We start from the raw sequence: 21,509 nt of genomic DNA on the forward strand, positions 1-21,509 counted from the left end.
CCGGTGACCGTGCTTCCGCACCCCGCCACCGGAGAGCTCTTCGGATCGCCGGTGCCACCCGCCTCGGGATGGCCCGGCGATCCGGCACGTCCGGACACTCCCGTCGCACGGACGCCCGCCGCCGTACGCCGGCTCGCGCGCGGCGCGACCCTGCCCGAGATCGACGCCCGGGTGAGCGTCTGCCGGGCCTGCCCGCGCCTGGTGCGGTGGCGCGAGGACGTCGCGGTCACCAAGCGCGCGTCGTACGCCGGGGAGCCGTACTGGGGCCGGCCGATCGCCGGCTGGGGCGCCCCCGACCCGCGGGTGCTGGTGGTGGGCCTCGCTCCCGCCGCGAACGGCGGCAACCGCACCGGGCGGATCTTCACCGGCGACCGGTCGGGGGACTGGCTGGTCGCCAGCCTGCACCGGGTCGGCCTGGCCACCCAGGCCACCAGCGTGCACGCCGCCGACGGCCTCGAGCTCGTCGACACCCGGATGGTCGCGGCCGTGCGGTGCGCGCCCCCGCTCAACAAGCCGACCACCGAGGAGCGGGACACCTGCGCGCCCTGGATCGAGGCCGAGGTGGGGCTGCTCGCGGGCTCGGTGCGGGTCGCCGTCGCGCTCGGCTCGATCGGCTGGGACGCCACGCTGCGCACCTTCCGCGCGCTGGGCTGGGACGTGCCCCGGCCCCGCCCGAAGTTCGGGCACGGCGCCGAGGCGGTCATCGGCGGGCCGGCGCACGACGTCCTGCTGCTCGGCTGCTACCACCCCAGCCAGCAGAACACCTTCACCGGCAGGCTCACCGAGTCGATGCTGGACGACGTGCTCGGGCGCGCGGCGGCCGCTGCGAGGATGGGCGGGTGACCACGCACCTCGCCGCCACCGTCCTGGGGCACGACCGCCCTGGCATCATCGCCGAGACGACCGCGATCCTCGCGGGCCTCGGGCTCAACCTCGAGGACTCCTCGATGACGCTGCTCCGCGGCCACTTCGCGATGACGCTCGTCTGCTCGGGCCCGGTCCCGGCGGCCGAGGTCGAGGCCGCGCTCGCGCCGCTCGCCGACGACGGCACGCTCGTGGTCACGGTCCGGGAGGTCCCGACCGAGGACGTCCCAGCGACCCGCGGCACCTCCTGGGTGCTCACCGTCCACGGCGGCGACCGCCCGGGCATCGTCTCGGCCGTCGCGGCCGAGGTCGCCCGGGTCGGCGGGAACATCACCGACCTGACCACCCGGCTCGCGGGCGAGCTCTACCTGCTGGTCGCCGAGATCGACCTCCCGGCCGACGTGGACGTCGAGGCGGTCGGCGCCGCGATCCGCGCGGCCGGCGAGGAGCTCGGCGTCGGAGCGACCCTGCGCCCGGCGGAGGCCGACGAGCTGTGAGCGCCGAGCAGGACCAGGACGGCCGCGTCGCCGCCTGGTCCGAGACCGAGCTGGGCGTCGAGGGCGTGGTGCGCGACGTCGTCCGCGCGCCGGCCGCGGTGCTGTCGACGCCCGGCGCCGACGTCGACCCCTGCGCGGCGGAGACCGTGCGGCTCGCCGCGGACCTGGTCGCGACCATGCGGGTCAGCCCCGGCTGCGTGGGCCTGGCGGCCCCCCAGGTCGGGGTGTCCGCCCGGGTGTTCTGCGTCGACGTCGCCGACCATCCCAAGACCCGCACCCACCACGGCACCTTCGTGCTCTGCAACGCCGAGGTGGTCGAGGCCAGCCGCAACGAGAAGGCGCGGGAGGGGTGCATGAGCGTCCCCGACCTGACCGGCGACGTGAAGCGCGCGACCCGGGTGGTCGTCCGCGGCCGGCTGCCCGGCACCGGCGAGGAGGTCACCGTGGTCACCGACGCCTTCGAGGCGCGCGCGCTCCAGCACGAGATCGACCACTGCGCCGGGCTGCTCTTCCTCGACCGGGCCGCGGGCGCGCACGCGATCCACCCGCGCAAGACCTACTTGTAGGTTGCGGGCGAGGCACGCCCCCGTATCCCAATCGGCAGAGGAAGCCGCCTTAAAAGCGGCGCAGTCTGGGTTCGAGTCCCAGCGGGGGCACCGACGAAACACATTGCCTGCGGGGATGCGGACCAGGCGTGTGCTGACGTCGGACCTTTGCGATTCGGTTCGGTTCTACTCGGGCGCTGCAGCACACGATGCCACGCTCTGTCGGGCCAAGATGATCCGCCTGGGCTACAGGTGGTGAGTCGTCCGCTGAGAATGGCTCCCGAGCAGGTATGACGCAGTCAAGGAGTCGGGCCCGGACCGACGCAAGGTCGGGTCGCGGCTAGACGTCGAACTGTGTCGCATCTTCGGGCGCCTGCCCTCGGCTAGCCCATCGACCCATACCTCCGTCCGCCCCAGGAAACACTCTTCTGGTCGACGCATCCGCTTCTGCCGAGAATGCAACCAACTTGTTGGACCGGCTGGCATGCTGTCCACCTAAAACGAGCAAGCGGGGGAAGTCCGTGCTACCGATCAAGACCACTATTGAAGACATTGACGCGCTGGGGGCTTACCTCAAGGGTCAGGTGGGTTGGGTCCCGCTGGACCGGGTTAGGAAGGCTATCGACGGGAAGTACGCCGACAACCGTAAACTTGAGGCACTAAAGCGCATCGGGCTGTTGGAGCGCGACGGCACCAACGTCAAATTGTCCGAGCGTGGCCGTGGCTACGCGAATGCCGCGGACGAGAGGGACAGGGAAGCCCTCATGGAGCAGGCGCTCCGCGAGGTACCGCTCTACGTCGAGACCATCGAATGGATGTTCTACAGCAAGGTCGAAGATCCTTCGAAAACTGTCGTCGGCAACTACTGGCACGACAAGCATCAGGATCAGTTGGAAGGCGCTCAGGGTGCCGCGCTCACGGATGCGGTCATTTTCTTCATGCGGGTCGCAGGGGAAGCAGGGCTCGGAAAGTTCACTCGGGGTTCCAAGACGAAGACGGACTCCTATCTAAAGACTAACTCGGCAGCCATTGAGGCCTTTGTGACTGCGAAGTTGGTGGATCCGGCCGCTACAGACGGGCAACAGTCTTCCGAAGCGCCAGTGCAGAGCGCTCCGCAGGCCGATCCGCCCGCGTTCACGCCGCCCTTACGAGCAACCCCCTCGATCACCGTAGGAACGAGTCCTGCGGTTCATGTCAACATCGAGATTCACATCGCTGCTGACGCGACTGCCGAGACGGTCGCCGAGATCTTCAAGAACATGCGCCGGTACGTCTTGAACAATCCTGACGATGCCACCGAACCAGTCTGATCCGCTCGAGTTGGTGGCCCGGCTCAAAAACCTTCAGGAGACGTATCCGACACCTGTTCGCGACACCGCACATGAGTCACCAGCACAGGCTCTGCAATCTCTAGTCGATGCTCGGGCAGCAGCGCCAGCCGAGTATGCCGACTATCTACACGAGGCGGTGACTGCATACGAGAACGGGCTCTATCGCGCGGCGATTCTTATGGTCTGGGCCGCGTCTATCGAACATCTCTACGGCGTCGTCCGGGCCCGCAAGGGTGGTGTCAAAGCGATCCAAGCCGCCAACTTCTCTCGGTACGGAACGGCGAAGAACTACCGCGAGATCAAGAAGGTCGATGATCTCCTCTACATGAGCGAGTCTCAGTTCCTCCAAATTGGCGAAGACGCTGGCATCTTCAACCGCAATGCCCGGCAGGTACTTATCGAGCGACTGAGCCTCCGTAACCGATGTGGCCACCCGACGGGCTACAGGCCGGGCCGTGAGGAGACGGTGGTGTTCATCGAGAGCTTGACGCTAAACATCCTCACCGGCTCCTGGCTCAACTGGTAGGTCAGGCGTTCTTTGCGTAGGGCACGGCGTTGACGATGGGCCCCCGGCCATCACGACGTCACCGCTCTACCTCGCGCTGGCGAAAGTCAGCGGACGAGTGCTCGTAGCGGCTGGGCAGCACTGCCAGGGGGGCGCTCGCCACGTCGGTGAGCTTCGTCGCGCCGGGCTGACTGAGACCCTCCTCGAGCAGAGAGGTGAAATCGCCGGGGTCTCGCCCAAGTGCGGCGCAGTCTGGGTTCGAGTCCCAGCGGGGGCACCGGGAAACAGGGTCGCGCCAGGTATTCCCACTAACCCAGTGGACAAAGTAGATTGTGGCCTCCGACTCCCCGAGGAGGCCCGATGGGCAGGCTCCCCGCGCCCGACTTCCTGGTCGTCGGCGCCCCGAAGGCCGGGACGACGGCCCTGCACGCTGCGCTCAGCCGGCACCCGCAGGTGTTCACGACCAGCCCGAAGGAACCGAAGTACTTCCTCTGCGACGACGCGCCGCCCCCGGCGTACGGCGGCCCGGGGGACCGGCACTCCCAGCAGGAGTGGGTCTGGCGCCGGCGCGACTACGACCGGCTCTTCGAGGGGGCGCGGGAGGACCAGCTCCGCGGCGAGAGCACGCCGTTCTACCTGTGGAGCCGCAGTGCGCACCGGCGGATCGCCGAGCAGCTCCCCGACGTACGCCTGATCGCGGTCGTGCGCGACCCGATCGACCGGGCCGCGAGCAACTGGATGCACCTGTGGAGCGACGGCCTGGAGCCGATCGGCGACCTCGAGCGGGCGCTCGCCGCCGAGCCCGGCCGGGTCGACGCGGGCTGGGCGCCGTTCTGGCGGTACGCCGGGCTGGGTCGGTACGGCGAGCAGCTCGAGCACCTGCTCCGGTACGTCGACCGGGAGCGGGTCCTGGTGATGCGCTACCGCGACCTGGTGGACGAGCCGCGCGCCGCGCTCGACCGGGCCTGCGCGTTCCTCGGCCTCGAGACCGGGCTCATCGGCGCCGTGCCGCGCGACAACTCCCGGGCGTACGTCGAACCGGGCTGGCGTCCGCGCGTGCTCGGGCCGGTGGTGCGCGCCGGCGCCCGGCTGGGCCAGTTCGCGCCCCCCGAGGCGTGGCGGCGGCTGAGCGCGCCGCTGGTCGCGCGGCTCAGCGACGGCGCCGACGGCCACCGGCCGCGCCTGGACCCGGAGGTGCGCGAGCGGCTGCTGCCGCTGTTCGCCGACGACGTCGACCGGCTGTCTGCCCTGACCGGCGAGGACTTCGGCGACTGGCTCTCCCGCGAGAGCCGCGGGTCGTTCCTGGAGCGGCAGCGCCAGCGTCGGCTCAGCGAACCAGCGTGACCAGGTCGTGGGCGCCGTCGGGTCGGGCGGCCTCCACGTAGAAGCGGGTGCGCCCGTCGGGCAGCGCCACGGCCGCGGCGTACCGGAACGCGCCGTCGGAGTCGGTCGAGGCGATCGGCCCGACGGTGTCGTCGGGGACCAGCCGGGTGCCGTCCCAGCGGGCGACGCCGGTGGTCTCGTGCCAGTTCGACGCCGCGTCGGCGCGGCCGTCGTACAGCACGGTGAGCGGGTCCTGGCCGATGACCGCGGTGACCCGCGCGCCTCGGGCGTCCCAGGAGCCGGGCCGGCCCGCGAGGACCTCGCCGTGGTCGGTCCAGGTCAGCCCGTCCGGGCTGGTGAGGTGCCGCGAGGTCATCCGGTCCTCGTGGCCCGGGTCGGTCAGCGGGTGGCAGCACAGCCACATGTCCCACCCGCCGTCGGCCGCCGGGCAGATGACCGGGTCCTTGACCGCGACCCGGTCGTTCCCCGGGAGGACCACGGTGCGCTCGCCGTCGGGCAGCCCCTCGACGGTCGGCGCGGTGAGGCACTCGACCCACCAGTGCTTCGAGCGCGGCGTGGCGCAGGAGAGGTAGAGCCGCCACCCCACCCCCGGCACGGGGACCAGGACGGGGCGCTCGAAGGACTCCGCGCCGAACCACTCGCGCCGGACCTGGGTCACCGGCTCGAAGTGCTCGCCGTCGGTGGAGCGGGCGACGTGGACGGCGACGCCGCGGCCGTCGGTGAGCGGTCGCCGGTCGCGCCAGGTCAGCCAGAAGACGCCGTCGACGAGGACGGCGCTCGCGGCGCCGGCCCAGTTGCCGGGACCGGGTGCGGGCGCGGGCACGACCACCTGGACGTCGTCGTACGACGGGATCGGGGTGGTCCGCAGGATCGACACGAGACCCAGCATAGTCTACTTGTAAAGTGGACTTTGGTGCTCGCGCCGAGGATCTTGCCTTCAGGTCGACCTGAGGGGGCAGGCTGGGGCCATGAGCGACCACGAGGCCGACGCCCAGATGTTCACCCGCGAGTTCTGGGACAGCCGGTACGCCGAGTCCGAGCGGATCTGGTCGGGCCACCCCAACCCGCGGCTGCTGGAGCACGCGAGCGACCTCCCGCCGGGGACCGCGCTCGACGTCGGCTGCGGCGAGGGCGCGGACGCGGTCTGGCTCGCGCGGCGCGGGTGGCGGGTCACCGGGGTGGACCTCTCGACGGTCGCGCTCGAGCGGGCCGCCCGGCACGCCGAGGAGGCCGGGGTCGCCGACCGGTGCGCCTGGCAGCAGGTCGACCTGCTCGCCGGCGACCCGCTGCCGGAGGCCGACCTGGTCTCGGCGCAGTTCATGCACCTGCCCGATCCCCAGTTCGCCACGGCGTACGCCGCGCTGGCCGCCGCGGTCCGGCCCGGCGGCACCCTGCTGGTCGCGGCGCACCACCCCGCCGACGCCGGGTCGGGGCTGCGCAACCCGCGCCTCCTGCACCTGCTGTTCGGCCCCGAGAAGGTCACCGCGCTGCTCGACCCGGGGGAGTGGGACGTCCGGGTCGCCGCCGCGCCGACCCGCGAGGACACCCGGGACGGGCGCACGGTGACGGTCACCGACACGGTGGTGCTCGCGGTCCGGCGCGGGTAAAGGAACGGGGAACGTCCGGGACGCCCCGAGCGTTGAGCACGGTGAGGTCACTAGGCTGACCGCACCAGGTGAGCCGTCAAGGCGACGGCCCCCAGGCCTCCAAGGAGGAGTCCATGCAGAGCAACAACCCGGTGTTCCGCCGGTCGGAGGAGTTCACCCGCTCCGGCGCGAACGCCTACGGCAACCAGACCTACGCCGGGAACGGTGGCACCTACCAGGGTTACGGCACCGACCCCTCCCAGTGGGGCACTGGTACGCCGGGCTCCACCCCGGAGACCTTCGAGCGCAGCGCGCCGATGACGATCGACTCGGTCGTCCAGAAGTCGGCGATGACGATCGGGACGGTCTTCGTCGCGGCCTTCGCGACCTGGTTCCTGACCCCCGACCTGCGTGACGCCAACGTCGACCTCGGCCCGCTGTTCGCCGCGATGACCATCGGCGCGCTCGGTGCCTTCGCGCTGTCGATGGTGAACTCGTTCAAGCGGGTCATCAGCCCGGCGCTCGTGCTCGCCTTCGCGGTGCTCGAGGGCGTCGCGCTCGGCGCGCTGAGCAAGCTCTTCGACGCCCAGTTCTCCACGCCCGACTCGGGCAACATCGTCGTCCAGGCGGTGATCGGCACCTTCGCGGCCTTCGCCGGCACGCTCGCGGCGTACAAGTTCCTCAACATCAAGGTCGGCCAGAAGTTCCGCACCTTCGTGATGGCCGCGATGTTCGGCATGGTCGCGCTCAGCCTGCTCGAGCTCGTCCTGGGCCTCTTCGGCTCCCGGATGGGTCTCTACGACTTCGGCGGCATCGGCCTGCTGTTCTCGATCGCCGGCCTGGTGCTCGGCGTCTTCATGCTGATCCTCGACTTCGACTTCGTCGAGCAGGGCGTCGCCAACCGGATCCCCGAGCGGGAGTCGTGGCGCGCGGCGTTCGCGATCACCGTGAGCCTGGTCTGGATCTACACCAACCTGCTCCGCCTCCTGGCGATCTTCAACCAGGACTGATCCGCAGCAGCACAAGACACGAGGGGCCCCGGGCGATCCGCCCGGGGCCCCTGCTGCGTGCTGGACCCAGTTAAGGGTTGAGTTGGGCCGTCCTTGCGCTCGAGCTGGGCGCTTCTCACGCACCTGCCGGGATGACGGCCCATCTCGATGGTGAGGTGGGCCCATTTCAACGGTGAGGCGGTCAGCGGTCGGCGGTCTCCGGCTCGTCGGCGTCCTCGGGGGTCTCGGCCACGGTCTGCGGCCGGCGGCGGCGGTGCCGGATCTCGACCCACCGGCCGCGGACGCCGAGGCGGTTGCCGCCGACCTCGGTGCCGTCGAGCTCGGTGCCCGGCGTCCGCACCGCCTCGATCGCGGCCTTGGTGATCGGCAGCACGCCCTCGCCGCGGAGCGTCTCGACGTGGGCCTCCTCGTCGGGGATCACGCCGAGCGCCGCCAGGGTCGAGGGCACCAGCACCGACGCGAGCGAGCGGTAGCCCTGGGCGGAGGGGTGGAACTGGTCGGGGCCGAAGAGCAGTGCCGGGGCGGCGGCGAACTCCGGACCCAGGATCGACCCGACCGACACGGTGCGGCCGCCCTCCTCGACGACCGCGATCGTCTGGCCGGCGGCGAGCCGGCGCGACCAGGCGCGGGCGACCTGCTTGAGCGGGGGCGCGATCGGCTTGAGGGTGCCGAGGTCGGGACAGGTGCCGACCACGACCTCGATGCCGGCCTCGCGGAGGCGGCGTACCCCCTCGGCGAGGTGGCGCACGGAGGCCGACGGCATCACCGTGTGCGTGACGTCGTTGGCGCCGATGAGGATGACCGCGACGTCGGGGGTGACCGGGATGGCGCGGTCCACCTGGTCGCCGAGGTCGGAGGACCGGGCGCCCACCACGGCGAAGTCGCGCAGGTGGACCCGGCGGCCGGCGTGCTCGGCGATCCCGCTGGCCAGCATCGCCCCGGGGGTCTCCTCGACCCGCTCGACGCCGTACCCGGCCGCGCTGGAGTCGCCGAGCAGGGCGACCCGGATCGCGGGGCCCGGGCGGCCGCGGCCGTACCAGCCGGAGGAGTCCGGCGGCGGGTCCTCGCGGATCTTGCCGATCGTCTTGCGGGCGAGCTTCGCCTCGGCGGTCAGCACGCCGTACAGGGCGCCGCCGACGACGGAGAGACCGCCTCCGCCGTACACCGCGGCGGAGGCGAGCTTGCGCGCTGCCCCGGCTTTCCCCACGCCGCGATTCTACGGACGGCGGCCGGGGGCGGGGGCACGGGGTTTCTGCGGGGCCGCGCCTTCGGCCCTATCTTGAGGGGATGCAGTACGTGAGCTCGCTCCTGGACCTGATCGGCAACACCCCGCTGCTGCGGCTCGGCCGGTCCCTCGACGACCTGGGCGGCACCGAGGGTCCCCTCGTCCTGGCGAAGGTCGAGTACCTCAACCCGGGCGGGTCGGTGAAGGACCGGATCGCGACGCGGATGATCGACGCCGCGGAGGCCTCCGGCGCGCTGCAGCCGGGCGGCACCATCGTGGAGCCGACCTCCGGCAACACCGGCGTCGGGCTGGCGATGGTCGCGCAGGCCCGGGGCTACCACTGCGTGTTCGTCTGCCCCGACAAGGTCAGCGAGGACAAGCGCAACGTGCTGCGCGCCTACGGCGCCGAGGTGGTCGTCTGCCCGACCGCGGTCGAGCCCGAGGACCCGACGTCCTACTACAACGTCAGCGACCGGCTCGCGTCCCAGCCCGGCGCCTGGAAGCCCGACCAGTACTCCAACCCGCACAACCCGCGGTCGCACTACGAGACCACCGGGCCGGAGATCTGGGCGCAGACCGAGGGCCGGATCACGCACTTCGTGACCGGCGTCGGCACCGGCGGCACCATCAGCGGCACCGGCCGCTACCTCAAGGAGCAGAACCCCGACATCCAGGTCGTCGGCGCGGACCCCTCCGGGTCGGTCTACTCCGGCGGCACCGGCCGGCCCTACCTCGTCGAGGGCGTCGGCGAGGACTTCTGGCCCGACGCCTACGACCGCTCGGTCGCGGACCGGATCATCGAGGTCTCCGACGCCGACTCGTTCGCCTACACCCGGCGGCTGGCCCGCGAGGAGGCGCTGCTGGTCGGCGGCTCGTCCGGGATGGCGGCGTACGCCGCGAAGCAGCTGGCCGAGGAGCTCGCCGCCGAGGGTCGCACCGACGCCGTGATCGTGGTGCTGCTGCCGGACTCCGGCCGCGGCTACCTCGGCAAGATCTTCAACGACAGCTGGCTCAGCCAGTTCGGCTTCGCCAGCGGCCAGGCCCCCGCCGTACGCACCGTGGGCGAGGTGCTGCGCGGCAAGGACGGCCGGCTGCCCGACCTGGTGCACACCCACCCCAGCGAGACCATCGCGGAGGCCGTCGCGATCCTGCAGGAGTACGGCGTCTCGCAGATGCCGGTCGTCCGCGCCGAGCCGCCCGTGGTCGCCGCCGAGGTCGTCGGCTCGGTCTCCGACCGGGCCCTGCTCGACGCGCTGTTCGCCGGCACCGCCCGGCTCACCGACAGCGTCTCCGAGCACATGTCGGCCCCGCTGCCGACCATCGGCTCCGGCGAGGACGCCTCCGCCGCCGTCGGGCTGCTCGAGTCGGCCGACGGCGTGCTGGTCCACGAGGAGGGCGCCCCCGTCGGCGTGCTCACCAGGCAGGACCTGCTGGGGTTCCTCGCGCAGCCCTGACTTAGGGTGGAACCTGTTCTAGTTCCTAGCGCAGGAGGGCCGATGACCGCGACACCCGTGATCGAGGGGTGGTTCACGACGGGGCCGGAGCCGGCCCTCGTCGGCTCCCGCTGCGTGACCTGCGCGAGCGTGTACTTCCCGCCGGTGACCGCCGGGTACTGCCGCAACCCCGCGTGCGACGGCGAGGAGTTCGCCGACGTCGAGCTGTCGCGTCACGGCCGCATCTGGTCCTACACCGACGCGCAGTACCAGCCGCCCCCGCCGTACGTCCCCGCCAGCGACCCCTACGAGCCGTTCGCGCTCGCCGCGGTCGAGCTGCCGGAGGGGCTGACCGTGCTCGGCCAGGTGGCCGAGGGGTACGGCGTCGCCGACCTGCGCGTGGGCGCGGAGGTGGAGCTCGTCGTGGAGACCCTGCACACCGACGAGACCGGGGAGCGCACCGTCTGGCGCTGGAAGCCGGTCGTCGAGATGGGCCAGGAGGCCGACCAGTGAGCCGTCAGAACAGCGTCGCCGTCCTCGGCGTCGGCATGCACCCGTGGGGCAAGTGGGGCCGCAGCTTCGTCTCGTACGGCGTGCACGCGGCCCGCGCGGCGCTGGCCGACGCCGGCGTCCCGTGGACCGACGTCGACCTGGTCGTGGGCGGCGAGACCGTCCGCAACGGGTACGGCGGGTACGTCGCAGGCGCCACCTTCGCCCAGGCGCTCGGCTGGAACGGCGCCCGCGTCGCCACGTCGTACGCCGCGTGCGCGACGGGCGCGCAGGCCCTCGACACCGCCCGCGCCCGGATCCTGGCCGGGCTCTGCGAGGTCGCGCTGGTCGTCGGTGCGGACACCACGCCGAAGGGGTTCCTCGCGCCGAACGCGGGGGAGCGCTGGGACGACCCGGACTGGCTGCGGTTCCGGCTGCTCGGCATGACCAACCCGGCGTACTTCGCGATGTACGCGCGCCGCCGGATGGACCTCTACGGCGCCACGCAGGAGGACTTCGCGCGGGTCAAGGTCAAGAACGCCAAGCACGGCCTGGCGAACCCGAACGCCCGCTACCGCAAGGAGGTCGGGGTCGAGGACGTGCTGACCAGCGCCGTGGTCTCCGACCCGCTCCACCTGCTCGACATCTGCGCCACCTCCGACGGCGCCGCCGCGGTCGTGCTGGCCAGCACCGAGTACGCCCGGCGGCTCGGCCTCGACCAGCCGGTGACCGTCGACGCGGTCTCCACGGTGACGCCGACTTTCCCCAACACCGTGCTGGACATGCCGAACCTCTCCACCGACCCGAGCGCCGAGGTCGGCGAGCCGGCGCGCACCTTCAAGGAGTCGATCGCGCACGCGGCGTACGAGGAGGCCGGGGTCTCGCCCGAGGACGTCAGCGTCGCGGAGGTCTACGACCTGTCGACGGCGCTGGAGCTGGACTGGATGGAGGACATCGGCCTCTGCGCACGCGGCGAGGCCGAGTCGCTGCTCCGGGCCGGCGAGACCACCATCGGCGGGCGGATCCCGGTCAACCCCTCGGGCGGGCTGGCCTGCTTCGGCGAGGCGGTCCCGGCCCAGGCGCTCGCCCAGGTCTGCGAGATCACCTGGCAGCTCCGTGGCCAGGCGACCGGCCGCCAGGTCGAGGGCGCCCGGGTCGGCATCACCGCCAACCAGGGCCTCTTCGGTCACGGCTCCTCGGTCATCCTCAGCCGTTAGGTTGAGTTGGGCCTACCTCACCGTTGAGTTGGGCCGTTCTCCCGGTCGAGTTGGGCGTTCCTCACGCGCTGGCGTGAGCTTCGCCCAACTCGAGGGTGAGCTTCGCCCAACTCGACGGTGAGGGGAGCCCAACTCAACGGGTGGGTTCAGGTGAGGTCGCCGTCGAGGTAGACCCAGCGGCCGGCGCGGCGCTGGAAGCGGGACCGCTCATGGCGCTCGCCGAGTACGCCGGCGCGCTCGTAGAAGGCCACGAACTCGACCCAGTCCTCGCCGCTGCCGAGGATCCGCAGGCCGGTCCAGGTCAGCGTGGGGTCGGGCTCCAGGACGTCGGGCCGGGTCCGCGGGTGCCAGGTGCGGAACACGTGGTCGAGGTCTCCGACGGCGTACGCCGCGTAGCGCGAGCGCATCAGCTCCTCGGCGGTCTCCGCCTGCGCCGCGCCGCGGTGCAGGCGCCCGCAGCACCCGTCGTACGTCGTGCCGGAGCCGCACGGGCAGGGTCGTTGGAGCTGCACCCGGGAAGCGTAGGCGACCGGGACCAAGGTCCCCCTCGGGCCCGTCCGGAGGCCCCTGACGGGCGGCCCGGCGGGGGTGGATACTCCGGGCATGGAGACTCTGAGCAGCACCAGTGACGTTCCCGCCGGCACCGTCGTCGTCGGGGTGGACGGCTCGGACGGGTCCGCGCGCGCGGTCCGCTGGGCGGCCGTCGAGGCCGGGCTCACGCACCGGCCGCTCACCCTCGTGAACGGCTTCACCGTCCAGGGCACGGTCTGGCTGGCCGAGGCCGGCATCGACAGCGAGGCCCTCGCGAAGGCGATCCGCGACGAGGCCGCCACGATGCTGGAGAAGGCCCGGGACGAGGCGCTCGCGCTGCACCCCGACCTCGACGTCCGCGGCCTCGTCGTGGGCACCGACGCCCGCGACGCGCTCGAGGAGCTGTCCCGGTCGGCCGCGGTGCTCGTCGTGGGCTCGCGCGGTCGCGGGCCGGTCCGCAGCCTGCTCCTGGGCTCGGTGAGCGTGGCGGTCTCCAAACAGGCGCACTGCCCGGTCGTGGTGGTGCGGCCGGGCGCCGAGGAGGCGACCGGCGGCATCCTGGTCGGGGTCGACGGCACGCCGGCCTCGATGCCCGCGCTCGGGTTCGCCTACCGGGAGGCGTCCCTGCGCCAGCTCCCGCTGACCGTCGTGCACTGCTTCTTCGACGTCCAGTCCGCGGGCTGGTCGGCCCACCAGGTGCCGGAGCACGAGATCTCGCAGTACCCCGACGTCGAGGCGCTGCTCGCGGAGGCGATGAGCGGGATGCAGGAGCAGTACCCGGACGTGCAGGTCGAGCGCGCGCTCTGGCGCGGCCTGGTCGACCAGGCGCTGGTCCTCGCGTCCCGGGGCCGCAACCTCACGGTCGTCGGGCTCCGGCAGACCGGCCCGCTGCGGGACCTGGTCCAGGTGCCGATCGCCCCGGCGGTCGTCGAGCGCGCCGACGGCGCCGTTGCCGTCGTCCCCCACGACGTGGACGGGGACCGCGACGATTGAGGCGCTGGGTACGTTGGAGGACGTGACCCACGCCCCCACCATCGGCACCGTCGGCGAGCTCCGGGCCTCCGGCCACGTGCACCGCACCCTCCGCACCGAGATCCGCGAGAACCTCCTCGCCAAGCTCCGCGACGGCGTCGAACCGTGGCCCGGGCTGCACGGGCTCCAGGACACCGTCGTCCCGCAGCTCGAGCGGGCGCTGATCGCCGGGCACGACGTGGTGCTGCTCGGCGAGCGCGGCCAGGGCAAGACCCGGCTGCTGCGCACCATGGTCGGCCTCCTCGACGAGTGGACGCCGGTGATCGCGGGCTCCGAGCTCGGCGAGCACCCCTACGAGCCGGTCACGCACGCGTCCCGCCGCCGCGCCGCCGAGCTCGGCGACGACCTCCCGGTGGCCTGGCGGCACCGCGACGAGCGGTACGCCGAGAAGCTCGCCACCCCCGACACGAGCGTGGCCGACCTGATCGGCGACGTGGACCCGATGAAGGTGGCCGAGGGCCGCTCGCTCGGCGACCCCGAGACCATCCACTTCGGGCTGATCCCGCGCAGCCACCGCGGCATCGTCGCCATCAACGAGCTCCCCGACCTCGCCGAGCGGATCCAGGTCGCGATGCTCAACGTGATGGAGGAGCGCGACATCCAGATCCGCGGCTACGTGCTGCGCCTGCCGCTCGACGTGCTGGTCGTCGCCAGCGCCAACCCCGAGGACTACACCAACCGCGGGCGGATCATCACCCCGCTCAAGGACCGCTTCGGCGCCGAGATCCGCACCCACTACCCGCTCGGACTCGACGCCGAGATGGCCGTCATCCGCCAGGAGGCCGAGCTCGTGGCGCGGGTGCCCGAGCCGCTGCTGGAGATCCTGGCCCGGTTCACCCGCAACCTGCGCGAGTCCAGCTCGGTCGACCAGCGCAGCGGCGTCTCCGCGCGCTTCGCGATCGCCGGCGCCGAGACGATCGCGGCCGCCGCGCTGCACCGCGCCACCCGGCAGGGCGAGGAGGAGGCGGTCGCGCGGGCCGTCGACCTGGAGACCGCGCTCGAGGTGCTCGGCGGCAAGATCGAGTTCGAGTCCGGCGAGGAGGGCCGCGAGGAGGAGATCCTCACCCACCTGCTCCGCACCGCCACCGCCGAGACGGTCCGCCAGCACTTCCGCGGCCTCGACCTCGCGCTGCTGGTGGACGCGATCGAGGCCGGCGCGATGGTGACCACCGGCGAGCAGGTCACCGCCCGCGACTTCCTCACCGGGCTGCCGGTGCTCGGCGAGTCCGAGCTGTACGACGAGATCTGCGACCGGCTCGGCGCCACCGACGACGGCGAGCGCGCCGGCGCCATCGAGCTCGCGCTCGAGGGGCTCTACCTGGCCCGGCGCATCGGCAAGGACTCCGACGGGTCCGAGACCGTCTATGGCTGACGTCGCGCGGAGGTGGGCGGCGTGAGCAAGGACCGCACCCGCTTCAGGAAGTACGACGGCGGCGACCCGCTCGCGCCGCCGGTCGACATCGCCGAGGCGCTGGACGCCATCGGCGAGGACGTGATGGCCGGCTACAGCCCGGAGCGCGCGATGCGCGAGTTCCTGCGCCGCGGCGGCCGGGACCAGGCCGGGCTCGACGACCTCGCCCGCCGGGTGGCCGAGCGGCGCCGCGAGCTGACCCAGCGGCACAACCTGGACGGCACCCTCCAGGAGGTCAAGGAGCTGCTGGACCGCGCCGTGCTCGAGGAGCGCAAGCAGCTCGCCCGCGACGCGATGATGGACGACGCCGACCGGGCCTTCCGCGAGCTCCAGCTGGAGAACCTCCCCGCCAGCCCCGCCGCGGCGGTGAGCGAGCTCTCGTCGTACGACTGGCAGAGCCGCGAGGCCCGCGCCGACTACGAGAAGATCAAGGACCTGCTCGGCCGGGAGCTGCTCGACCAGCGGTTCGCCGGCATGAAGCAGGCCCTCGAGAACGCCACCGACGAGGACCGGGCCGCGATCAACGAGATGCTCGGCGACCTCAACGAGCTGCTCGAGAAGCGGCAGCAGGGCACCGACACCGCCGAGGACTTCGCCGAGTTCATGGCCAAGCACGGAGACTTCTTCCCCGAGGACCCGAAGGACCTCGACGAGCTGCTCGACGCGATGGCGCAGCGGGCCGCCGCGGCGCAGCGGATGCTCAACTCGATGAGCGCCGAGCAGCGGCAGGAGCTGATGGAGCTCTCCGCCCAGGCGTTCGGGTCCCCGCAGCTCTCCGACGCGCTGTCCCGGCTCGACGGCAACCTGCAGTCGCTGCGCCCGGGCGAGGACTGGGGCGGCTCGGAGCGGATGGACGGCGAGGAGGGGCTCGGCCTCGGCGACGGCACCGGCGTCTTCCAGGACCTCGCCGACCTCGACGAGCTCTCCGAGCAGCTCTCCCAGTCGTACGGCGGGGCGCGGATGGACGACCTCGACCTCGACAAGCTCTCCCGCCAGCTGGGCGACCAGGCCGCCGTCGACGCGCGGACCCTGCAGCGGCTCGAGAAGGCGCTGCGCGAGCAGGGCACCCTGCGCCGCGACTCCACCGGGCAGCTGCAGCTGACGCCCAAGGCGATGCGCCAGCTCGGCAAGGCGCTGCTGCGCGACGTGGCCGAGAAGATGTCCGGGCGCCAGGGCCAGCGCGACCTGCGCCGCGCGGGCGCCGCGGGCGACCTGTCCGGGGCGACGCGGGAGTGGGCGTTCGGCGACACCGAGCCGTGGGACATCCCGCGCACCGTGCTCAACGGCGTACGCCGCCGCGCGGGCGACCCGACCGGCGCCGTGCTCGAGATCGGCGACGTCGAGGTGCAGGAGACCGAGGCCCGCACCCAGGCCGCGGTGGCGCTGCTCGTGGACACGTCGTTCTCGATGGCGATGGACGGCCGGTGGGTCCCGATGAAGCGCACCGCGCTCGCGCTGCACACGCTGATCCGCTCCCGGTTCCGCGGCGACCACCTGCAGCTGATCGGCTTCGGCCGGCACGCCGAGGTGATGGACATCGAGGAGCTCACCGCGCTGGACGCGCGCTGGGAGAAGGGCACGAACCTGCACCACGGGCTGCTGCTCGCCAACCGGCACTTCCGCAAGCACCCGAACGCCCAGCCGGTGCTGCTCGTGGTCACCGACGGCGAGCCGACGTCCCACCTCGAGCCGGACGGCGAGGTGTTCTTCAGCTACCCGCCGCACCCGCTGACCGTGGCGTACGCCGTCCGCGAGCTCGACAACGCGCGCCGCCTCGGCGCGCAGACGACGTTCTTCCGGCTCGGGGAGGACCCCGGGCTGGCGCGGTTCGTGGACTCGATGGCCGACCGGGTCGAGGGCCGGGTGGTCGCCCCCGAGCTCGACGACCTCGGCGCCGCCGTCGTCGGGTCGTACCTCGGCTCGCGTCGCCCCGGCAGCGGCGGCGGGTCGGCGTACGGCGACTGGTTCGGCGGCCGGGGGTTCTGGGTCGGCGACTAGGGCGCGTCGTCCCAGACCGAGGTGGTCCGGCGTCGCCAGTGGCCGCACGGGCGGGTGGAGGTCGACCGGACGCCGGCGCAGTCGGGCAGCTCGTCAGGTGCTTCGAGCTCGTCGGTGGCCAGGTCGCGCACCAGCAGGTGCCGGGCCAGCCGGTAGCCGTTGAGGAGCACCTCGCAGTCGCAGAAGGCCCCGACCTCCGCGAGCCGGTGCTCGAGGCCGGTCGCGGTGGGGGAGCGGACCTCCCGGAAGCGCTGCGCCCACCGGAGGGTCTCGTCGCACCCGATCTGCTCGACCGCGCGGGCCACGAAGCACACGAGGCACTGGCGGGCGGACGGCTGCGCGCAGGGGTGGGCCAGGTCCTGGAGGTAGCGCTCGGCCTGGTCGGCGATCGACGTCATGGGACCGGTCTAGTGGAGACCGCCGACAGCCGGGTGCAGGACGCCGGCCAGCTCCTCGACCCCGTCGACGAGGCGTGGCCCGGGCCGGGCCCAGGCGGCGTTCGCATCCACCGCGTGCACCGGGACTCCGGGCGGGAGCAGCCCCGCCCGGAGGAGCGCGTCGGCCTGCGCCTGCGCGCCGGCCCGGTCGTAGCCGCAGGGCGCCACGACGACCAGGTCGGGCCGCGCGTCGTGGACGGCCGCCCACGGGACCCGCACCGACCGCTCGCCGGCGGTGCCCAGCACCGGGTCGCCTCCGGCGAGCGTGACCATCTCGGGGATCCAGTGGCCGGGGGCGTACGGCGGGTCGGTCCACTCCAGGACGACGACTCTGGGCCGTGGCCGGTCGGCCACCCGGTCCGCGACCGCCGCGAGCCTGGCCCGCAGCGACGCCACGAGGTCCGCGGCCTCGGCCTCCCTCCCGACGGCGCCGCCGAGCACGAGCACCGAGCCCAGCACCTCCTCGACCGTGCGCGGGTCGACGGTGAGCACCTCGGCGGTGCACCCGAGGTGCGCCAGCGCGTCGTCGACGACGGTGACGTCGACGGCGCACACCGCGCAGAGGTCCTGGGTCACGACGTGGGTCGGGTCGAGCGTGCGCAGGGCGTCCGCCGAGAGGCGGTAGAGGTTCTCGCCGGCGGCGATCGCGGCGGCGACGTACGCATCAATGCCGGCCGGGTCCAGCCCGGCCGGCATCGAGGTGCTGGAGACGATCGCCCGGGTCCGTGCCTCAGCCGGGGTGTCGCACTCGAAGCTCACCCCGACCACGGCGTCCCCCGCGCCGAGGGCGAAGAGGATCTCGGTGGTGGAGGGGAGCAGCGAGACGATGCGCACGGCCTGAGGCTAGGCCGGGGGACGGTCGGGCGGGCTGGTCGTCAGCTCGCGGTCTTGATGGCGACCTTGGTGAACTTGACCGCCTTCTTGACCGAGGGCTTCTTGCCGTCGGAGGAGCTGACGCCGGTCGTCACGAGGTGCTTGCCCTTGCGGACCACCAGCGCATGGGCGACGAGCCTGGTCTGGTCGAACGTCGCGGAGATGGTCCAGCCCTGGCGCTCCTCCCCGAGCTTGAACTTGATCTTGGTGACCTTGATCTTGATGTCCTCGCCCTCGGGGCCCGCGAGGGGGCACTTCACGGTCTTGCCCGACGCACGCAGGTACGCGCTCGCGGCCTTCGCGGTGCGGAACTTCATCGCCGTGGTGAACACGCTCGGCTTGGCGCCCGTGGCCGCCTGGTCCGCCGGGTCGTCGACGGTGTAGGACGCGAACGTGGCGGTCGCCCCCTTGATCGCCTTGCCCTGCTTGCACTTCTTGGTGCTGCGGTAGACCTTGTCGTGGGTCACGTAGGACTCGCCGCCGAGGTGCGGGTAGACCTTCGTGACCTGCGCGACCGAGGGGACCTCGGGCGCCTTCGCCGCGGAGGCGGGGGTCGCGAGGGCGGGGACGACGAGGGCGGGGACGGCGAGCGCGACCAGGGTGCGGCTGAGCCAGCGGGGGGACATGGGTGCTCCGATGCGGTCGTGGGACGGGGTCGGCAGGGAACCTAGCCGCCGGCCGGCCGTCCCGCTGGTCCTTCGGTCGACAGGTCCGGCGGTGTCGACCTTCGTCTGGTCCGTAGGGTGTGACGGTGCACGCGTCGTTCCGCCGGGGGATGCGGCTCGGGGTCCCCTTCGCAGCGGTCGGCTTCCTGCTCTCGATGTCGTTCGGCGTGCTGGCCGTGCAGACCGGGCTGACGCCGCTCCAGGCGGTGGCGATGTCGGCGCTCGTGCACGCGGGGTCGGCGCAGTTCGCCGCCCTGTCGGTGGTCGGCGCCGGCGGCGGCCTGGTCCCGGCGGTCGCGGCCGCCGGGCTGATGAACGCACGGTTCCTGGCGATGGGCGTCGCGGTCGCGCCCTCGCTCCCGGGGCGCCCGCTGACCCGCGCGCTCCAGGGCCAGACCGTGGTCGACCCCTCCTGGGCGCTCGCCAACAACGGCGACGGCACCTTCGACCACCGGCAGCTGATGGGCTCCACCGTCCCGCAGTACGCAGGGTGGATCAGTGGCACCGTCGTCGGGGTCCTGATCGGCGACGTGCTCGGCGACACCGACCGGCTCGGGCTGGACGCGGTCTACCCGACGTTCTTCCTGGCGCTGCTGCTGGCCGAGGTGCGTGACCCCCGCACGCGGACGGCCGCGGTCGCCGGCGGGCTGCTGGCGCTGCTCCTGGTGCCCGTCGCGCCCCCCGGCGTACCCATCCTGGCCGCGGGCGTCGTCGCCCTCGTGGCGCTGGCGAGGTAGCGGCGTGGACAGCGCGGGGTGGTGGGTGCTGATCGGCGCGGTGGCGCTGGTGACCGTCGCGATCAAGGCGGCGGGTCCGGTCCTGCTGGGCGGGCGCGAGCTCCCGCCGCGGGCCGCCGCCGTCATCGCGCTCCTGCCCGCGCCGCTGCTCGCCGCGCTCGTCGTGACCGCCGCGCTCAGCGAGGGGCAGCGCTGGGAGGTCGACGCGAGCACCGCCGGCGTCGCGGTCGCGGGGGTGCTGCTGTGGCGGAAGGCGCCGCTGCTGCTCGCGGTCCTGGTGGCGGTGGCGGTCACCGCGGGCCTGCGCGCCCTCGGTGGATAGGTTCCAGGGGTGGAGGACCCGACTGCGACCGTGCTGGCCCTGCTCGGACTCGCCGCGCTGACGGCCGGCTTCGTGGACGCGGTCGTCGGGGGCGGTGGGCTGATCCAGCTACCCGCGCTGCTGATCGGCCTCCCGCACGCGAGCCCGGTGCAGATCCTGGCCACCAACAAGCTCGCCTCGATCTGCGGGACGACGGTCAGCTCCGCGACGTACTACCGCCGCGTCCGGCCTGACCCCCGCACGTTCCTGCCGCTGATGCTGCTGGCCCTCGCCGGGTCGTTCTGCGGGGCGCTGGTGGCCAGCCAGGTGCCCCGCTCGGCGTTCGAGCCGATCGTGCTGGTCGCGCTGGTCCTGGTGGGGGCGTACGTCATCCTCAAGCCGGACCTCGGCTCCGCCACGGTCCTGCGGTACGCCGGCCACCAGCACCTCGCCGCGGCGATGCTGGTCGGCGTCCTGATCGGCTTCTACGACGGCGCGCTCGGCCCCGGCACCGGCAGCTTCTTCGTCTTCGCGCTCGTCGGCCTGCTCGGGTACGGCTTCCTCGAGGCCTCCGCCAAGGCCCGGATGGCCAACTGGGCCACCAACCTCGGCGCGCTGCTGCTCTTCGTCCCGCAAGGCGCGGTGCTGTGGAAGACCGGGCTGGTCCTCGGCCTGTGCAACCTCGTCGGCGGGTACGTCGGGGCGCGGGTCGCCGTCTCACGCGGCGCTCGGTTCGTGCGGGTGTTCTTCATCGTCGTCGTCTCCGCGTTCGTGGTCCGGATCGGCGGCGGCGTGCTGGGCGTCTGGTGAGGCTTCCGTGAGCAGCTACCTCACCCTGGCCCGCGACGTCGAGGTCGAGACCGAGGTCAAGCGCTCGCGGTTCCTGGCGACGCTGGTGCGGGTCCCCGACGAGGCCGCGGCCCGGGCCGTGGTCGACCGGCTGCGCCGGGTGCACCACGACGCCCGGCACCACTGCTCGGCGTTCGTGGTCGGCCCGCCGCCGTCGCCGGTGGAGCGGGCGAGCGACGACGGGGAGCCCGCCGGCACGGCCGGGGCCCCGATGCTCGAGGTGCTGCGCGGGGCGGCCGGGGGCGCCGGGGTGAGCGACGTGGTCGCCGTGGTCACCCGCTGGTTCGGCGGCACCCTGCTCGGCGCCGGCGGGCTGGTCCGCGCGTACGGCGACGCGGTGCGCGCCGGCCTCGACCTCGCCGGGACCCGGCGCCGGAGCCTGGTGCGCGAGCACGTCCTGGTGGTCGACCACGCCGACGCGGGCCGGGTCGAGACCGAGCTGCGCGGTCGGGGCGTCGCCGTCCTCGCCACGTCGTACGCCGACCGCGCGACGCTGCTCCTCGGCGTACCGCCGGAGGGGGAGGGGCGCCTGCACGCTCTCGTCGCCGAGCTGACCGGTGGCCGCGGGGAGACGAGCGCCGCGGGTGAGCGGTGGGTCGACGCGCCGGACTAGCCACCCCGACCTCGTC

The 21,509-nt window shown here is 72.9% G+C and carries 24 protein-coding genes and 1 tRNA gene; 19 read left to right on the forward strand and 6 right to left on the reverse strand.

Annotated features, from left to right (window positions below):
* The first annotated feature begins 3 nt into the window (after positions 1 to 3).
* The 7 genes from H4O22_RS05005 to H4O22_RS05035 all read left to right on the forward strand — a co-directional run bounded on the left by H4O22_RS05005 (position 4) and on the right by H4O22_RS05035 (position 5,086).
* Positions 4 to 843, forward strand: coding sequence for a uracil-DNA glycosylase (locus H4O22_RS05005; protein ID WP_220451291.1), 840 nt, complete (start codon positions 4 to 6; stop codon positions 841 to 843).
* Positions 840 to 1,361 (forward strand): glycine cleavage system transcriptional repressor, encoded by a 522-nt coding sequence (locus tag H4O22_RS05010; protein ID WP_182525949.1) that lies wholly within the window; start codon positions 840 to 842, stop codon positions 1,359 to 1,361. The genes H4O22_RS05005 and H4O22_RS05010 overlap by 4 nt, the downstream gene beginning before the upstream one ends.
* Positions 1,358 to 1,927 (forward strand): peptide deformylase, encoded by a 570-nt coding sequence (locus H4O22_RS05015; protein WP_182525950.1) that lies wholly within the window; start codon positions 1,358 to 1,360, stop codon positions 1,925 to 1,927. Before H4O22_RS05010 ends, H4O22_RS05015 begins: the two co-directional genes overlap by 4 nt.
* Positions 1,928 to 1,943: 16 nt before the next feature.
* Positions 1,944 to 2,017 (forward strand) — tRNA-Leu (locus tag H4O22_RS05020).
* 410 nt (positions 2,018 to 2,427) lie between these two features.
* Positions 2,428 to 3,216, forward strand: coding sequence for a hypothetical protein (locus tag H4O22_RS05025; protein WP_182525951.1), 789 nt, complete (start codon positions 2,428 to 2,430; stop codon positions 3,214 to 3,216).
* The gene (locus H4O22_RS05030; RefSeq protein ID WP_182525952.1) at positions 3,197 to 3,763 is read left to right on the forward strand and encodes a hypothetical protein; all 567 of its coding nucleotides are present in this window, start codon (positions 3,197 to 3,199) and stop codon (positions 3,761 to 3,763) included. The genes H4O22_RS05025 and H4O22_RS05030 overlap by 20 nt, the downstream gene beginning before the upstream one ends.
* A 339-nt stretch (positions 3,764 to 4,102) precedes the next feature.
* A complete protein-coding gene (locus H4O22_RS05035) occupies positions 4,103 to 5,086 on the forward strand; it encodes a sulfotransferase family protein (RefSeq protein WP_182525953.1) in 984 nt (327 codons plus the stop codon).
* Here H4O22_RS05035 and H4O22_RS05040 read toward each other — a convergent pair.
* Positions 5,070 to 5,963, reverse strand: coding sequence for a hypothetical protein (locus H4O22_RS05040; RefSeq protein WP_244963110.1), 894 nt, complete (start codon positions 5,961 to 5,963; stop codon positions 5,070 to 5,072). The two genes, H4O22_RS05035 and H4O22_RS05040, sit on opposite strands and share 17 nt — an antisense overlap.
* Before the next feature lie 91 nt (positions 5,964 to 6,054).
* Between H4O22_RS05040 and H4O22_RS05045 the strand changes: the two genes are divergently transcribed.
* On the forward strand, positions 6,055 to 6,693 hold the full coding sequence (locus H4O22_RS05045) for an SAM-dependent methyltransferase (RefSeq protein ID WP_182525955.1): 639 nt from the start codon (positions 6,055 to 6,057) through the stop codon (positions 6,691 to 6,693).
* A 68-nt stretch (positions 6,694 to 6,761) separates the two neighbouring features.
* Positions 6,762 to 7,682, forward strand: coding sequence for a Bax inhibitor-1/YccA family protein (locus H4O22_RS05050; RefSeq protein ID WP_244963111.1), 921 nt, complete (start codon positions 6,762 to 6,764; stop codon positions 7,680 to 7,682).
* 181 nt (positions 7,683 to 7,863) lie between these two features.
* On the opposite strand, the gene H4O22_RS05055 is transcribed toward H4O22_RS05050, so the two are convergent.
* The gene (locus H4O22_RS05055; protein WP_182525956.1) at positions 7,864 to 8,889 is read right to left on the reverse strand and encodes an SGNH/GDSL hydrolase family protein; all 1,026 of its coding nucleotides are present in this window, start codon (positions 8,887 to 8,889) and stop codon (positions 7,864 to 7,866) included.
* Positions 8,890 to 8,969: 80 nt separating this feature from the next.
* On the opposite strand from H4O22_RS05055, the gene H4O22_RS05060 reads away from it, so the two are divergent.
* The 3 genes from H4O22_RS05060 to H4O22_RS05070 are packed head-to-tail and all read left to right on the forward strand — an operon-like array spanning position 8,970 to position 12,046.
* Positions 8,970 to 10,361 carry a cystathionine beta-synthase gene (locus H4O22_RS05060; RefSeq protein WP_182525957.1) on the forward strand — a complete coding sequence of 464 codons (1,392 nt, stop codon included), beginning with the start codon at positions 8,970 to 8,972 and terminating at the stop codon, positions 10,359 to 10,361.
* 42 nt (positions 10,362 to 10,403) lie between these two features.
* Entirely contained in the window at positions 10,404 to 10,853 is a 450-nt protein-coding gene (locus H4O22_RS05065; protein ID WP_182525958.1) for a Zn-ribbon domain-containing OB-fold protein, read from the forward strand.
* A complete protein-coding gene (locus tag H4O22_RS05070) occupies positions 10,850 to 12,046 on the forward strand; it encodes a lipid-transfer protein (protein ID WP_182525959.1) in 1,197 nt (398 codons plus the stop codon). Before H4O22_RS05065 ends, H4O22_RS05070 begins: the two co-directional genes overlap by 4 nt.
* 146 nt (positions 12,047 to 12,192) lie before the next feature.
* On the opposite strand, the gene H4O22_RS05075 is transcribed toward H4O22_RS05070, so the two are convergent.
* Entirely contained in the window at positions 12,193 to 12,558 is a 366-nt protein-coding gene (locus H4O22_RS05075) for a YchJ family protein (RefSeq protein ID WP_244963112.1), read from the reverse strand.
* Between the two features lie 91 nt (positions 12,559 to 12,649).
* Here H4O22_RS05075 and H4O22_RS05080 point away from each other — a divergent pair, with 91 nt between their 5' ends.
* Genes H4O22_RS05080 through H4O22_RS05090 form a run of 3 tightly spaced genes read left to right on the forward strand, consistent with a single transcriptional unit; the run spans position 12,650 to position 17,018 of the window.
* Positions 12,650 to 13,570, forward strand: coding sequence for a universal stress protein (locus tag H4O22_RS05080; RefSeq protein ID WP_182525961.1), 921 nt, complete (start codon positions 12,650 to 12,652; stop codon positions 13,568 to 13,570).
* 22 nt (positions 13,571 to 13,592) lie between these two features.
* Positions 13,593 to 14,981, forward strand: coding sequence for a magnesium chelatase ATPase subunit I (locus tag H4O22_RS05085; RefSeq protein WP_182525962.1), 1,389 nt, complete (start codon positions 13,593 to 13,595; stop codon positions 14,979 to 14,981).
* A gap of 21 nt (positions 14,982 to 15,002) precedes the next feature.
* Complete coding sequence (locus H4O22_RS05090) at positions 15,003 to 17,018, forward strand: vWA domain-containing protein (RefSeq protein WP_182525963.1); 2,016 nt, start codon at positions 15,003 to 15,005, stop codon at positions 17,016 to 17,018.
* On the opposite strand, the gene H4O22_RS05095 is transcribed toward H4O22_RS05090, so the two are convergent.
* From H4O22_RS05095 to H4O22_RS05105, 3 genes are read right to left on the reverse strand one after another with little or no spacing between them, the layout of a single operon-like run.
* Positions 17,015 to 17,416 (reverse strand): DUF2695 domain-containing protein, encoded by a 402-nt coding sequence (locus tag H4O22_RS05095; protein WP_182525964.1) that lies wholly within the window; start codon positions 17,414 to 17,416, stop codon positions 17,015 to 17,017. The two genes, H4O22_RS05090 and H4O22_RS05095, sit on opposite strands and share 4 nt — an antisense overlap.
* A 9-nt stretch (positions 17,417 to 17,425) precedes the next feature.
* Positions 17,426 to 18,289 (reverse strand): cobalamin-binding protein, encoded by an 864-nt coding sequence (locus H4O22_RS05100; RefSeq protein WP_182525965.1) that lies wholly within the window; start codon positions 18,287 to 18,289, stop codon positions 17,426 to 17,428.
* A 41-nt stretch (positions 18,290 to 18,330) separates the two neighbouring features.
* On the reverse strand, positions 18,331 to 18,954 hold the full coding sequence (locus H4O22_RS05105) for a hypothetical protein (protein WP_182525966.1): 624 nt from the start codon (positions 18,952 to 18,954) through the stop codon (positions 18,331 to 18,333).
* A 125-nt stretch (positions 18,955 to 19,079) separates the two neighbouring features.
* Between H4O22_RS05105 and H4O22_RS05110 the strand changes: the two genes are divergently transcribed.
* The 4 genes from H4O22_RS05110 to H4O22_RS05125 are packed head-to-tail and all read left to right on the forward strand — an operon-like array spanning position 19,080 to position 21,493.
* Entirely contained in the window at positions 19,080 to 19,730 is a 651-nt protein-coding gene (locus tag H4O22_RS05110) for an AzlC family ABC transporter permease (protein WP_244963113.1), read from the forward strand.
* Positions 19,731 to 19,734: 4 nt separating this feature from the next.
* The gene (locus tag H4O22_RS05115; RefSeq protein ID WP_182525967.1) at positions 19,735 to 20,052 is read left to right on the forward strand and encodes an AzlD domain-containing protein; all 318 of its coding nucleotides are present in this window, start codon (positions 19,735 to 19,737) and stop codon (positions 20,050 to 20,052) included.
* Between the two features lie 9 nt (positions 20,053 to 20,061).
* Positions 20,062 to 20,841, forward strand: coding sequence for a TSUP family transporter (locus tag H4O22_RS05120; RefSeq protein ID WP_182525968.1), 780 nt, complete (start codon positions 20,062 to 20,064; stop codon positions 20,839 to 20,841).
* Positions 20,842 to 20,848: 7 nt separating this feature from the next.
* Positions 20,849 to 21,493, forward strand: coding sequence for an IMPACT family protein (locus H4O22_RS05125; RefSeq protein WP_182525969.1), 645 nt, complete (start codon positions 20,849 to 20,851; stop codon positions 21,491 to 21,493).
* Positions 21,494 to 21,509 lie beyond the last annotated feature (16 nt).

The organism is Nocardioides dongkuii, assembly GCF_014127485.1.
In the GTDB taxonomy this organism is placed as follows: domain Bacteria; phylum Actinomycetota; class Actinomycetes; order Propionibacteriales; family Nocardioidaceae; genus Nocardioides; species Nocardioides dongkuii.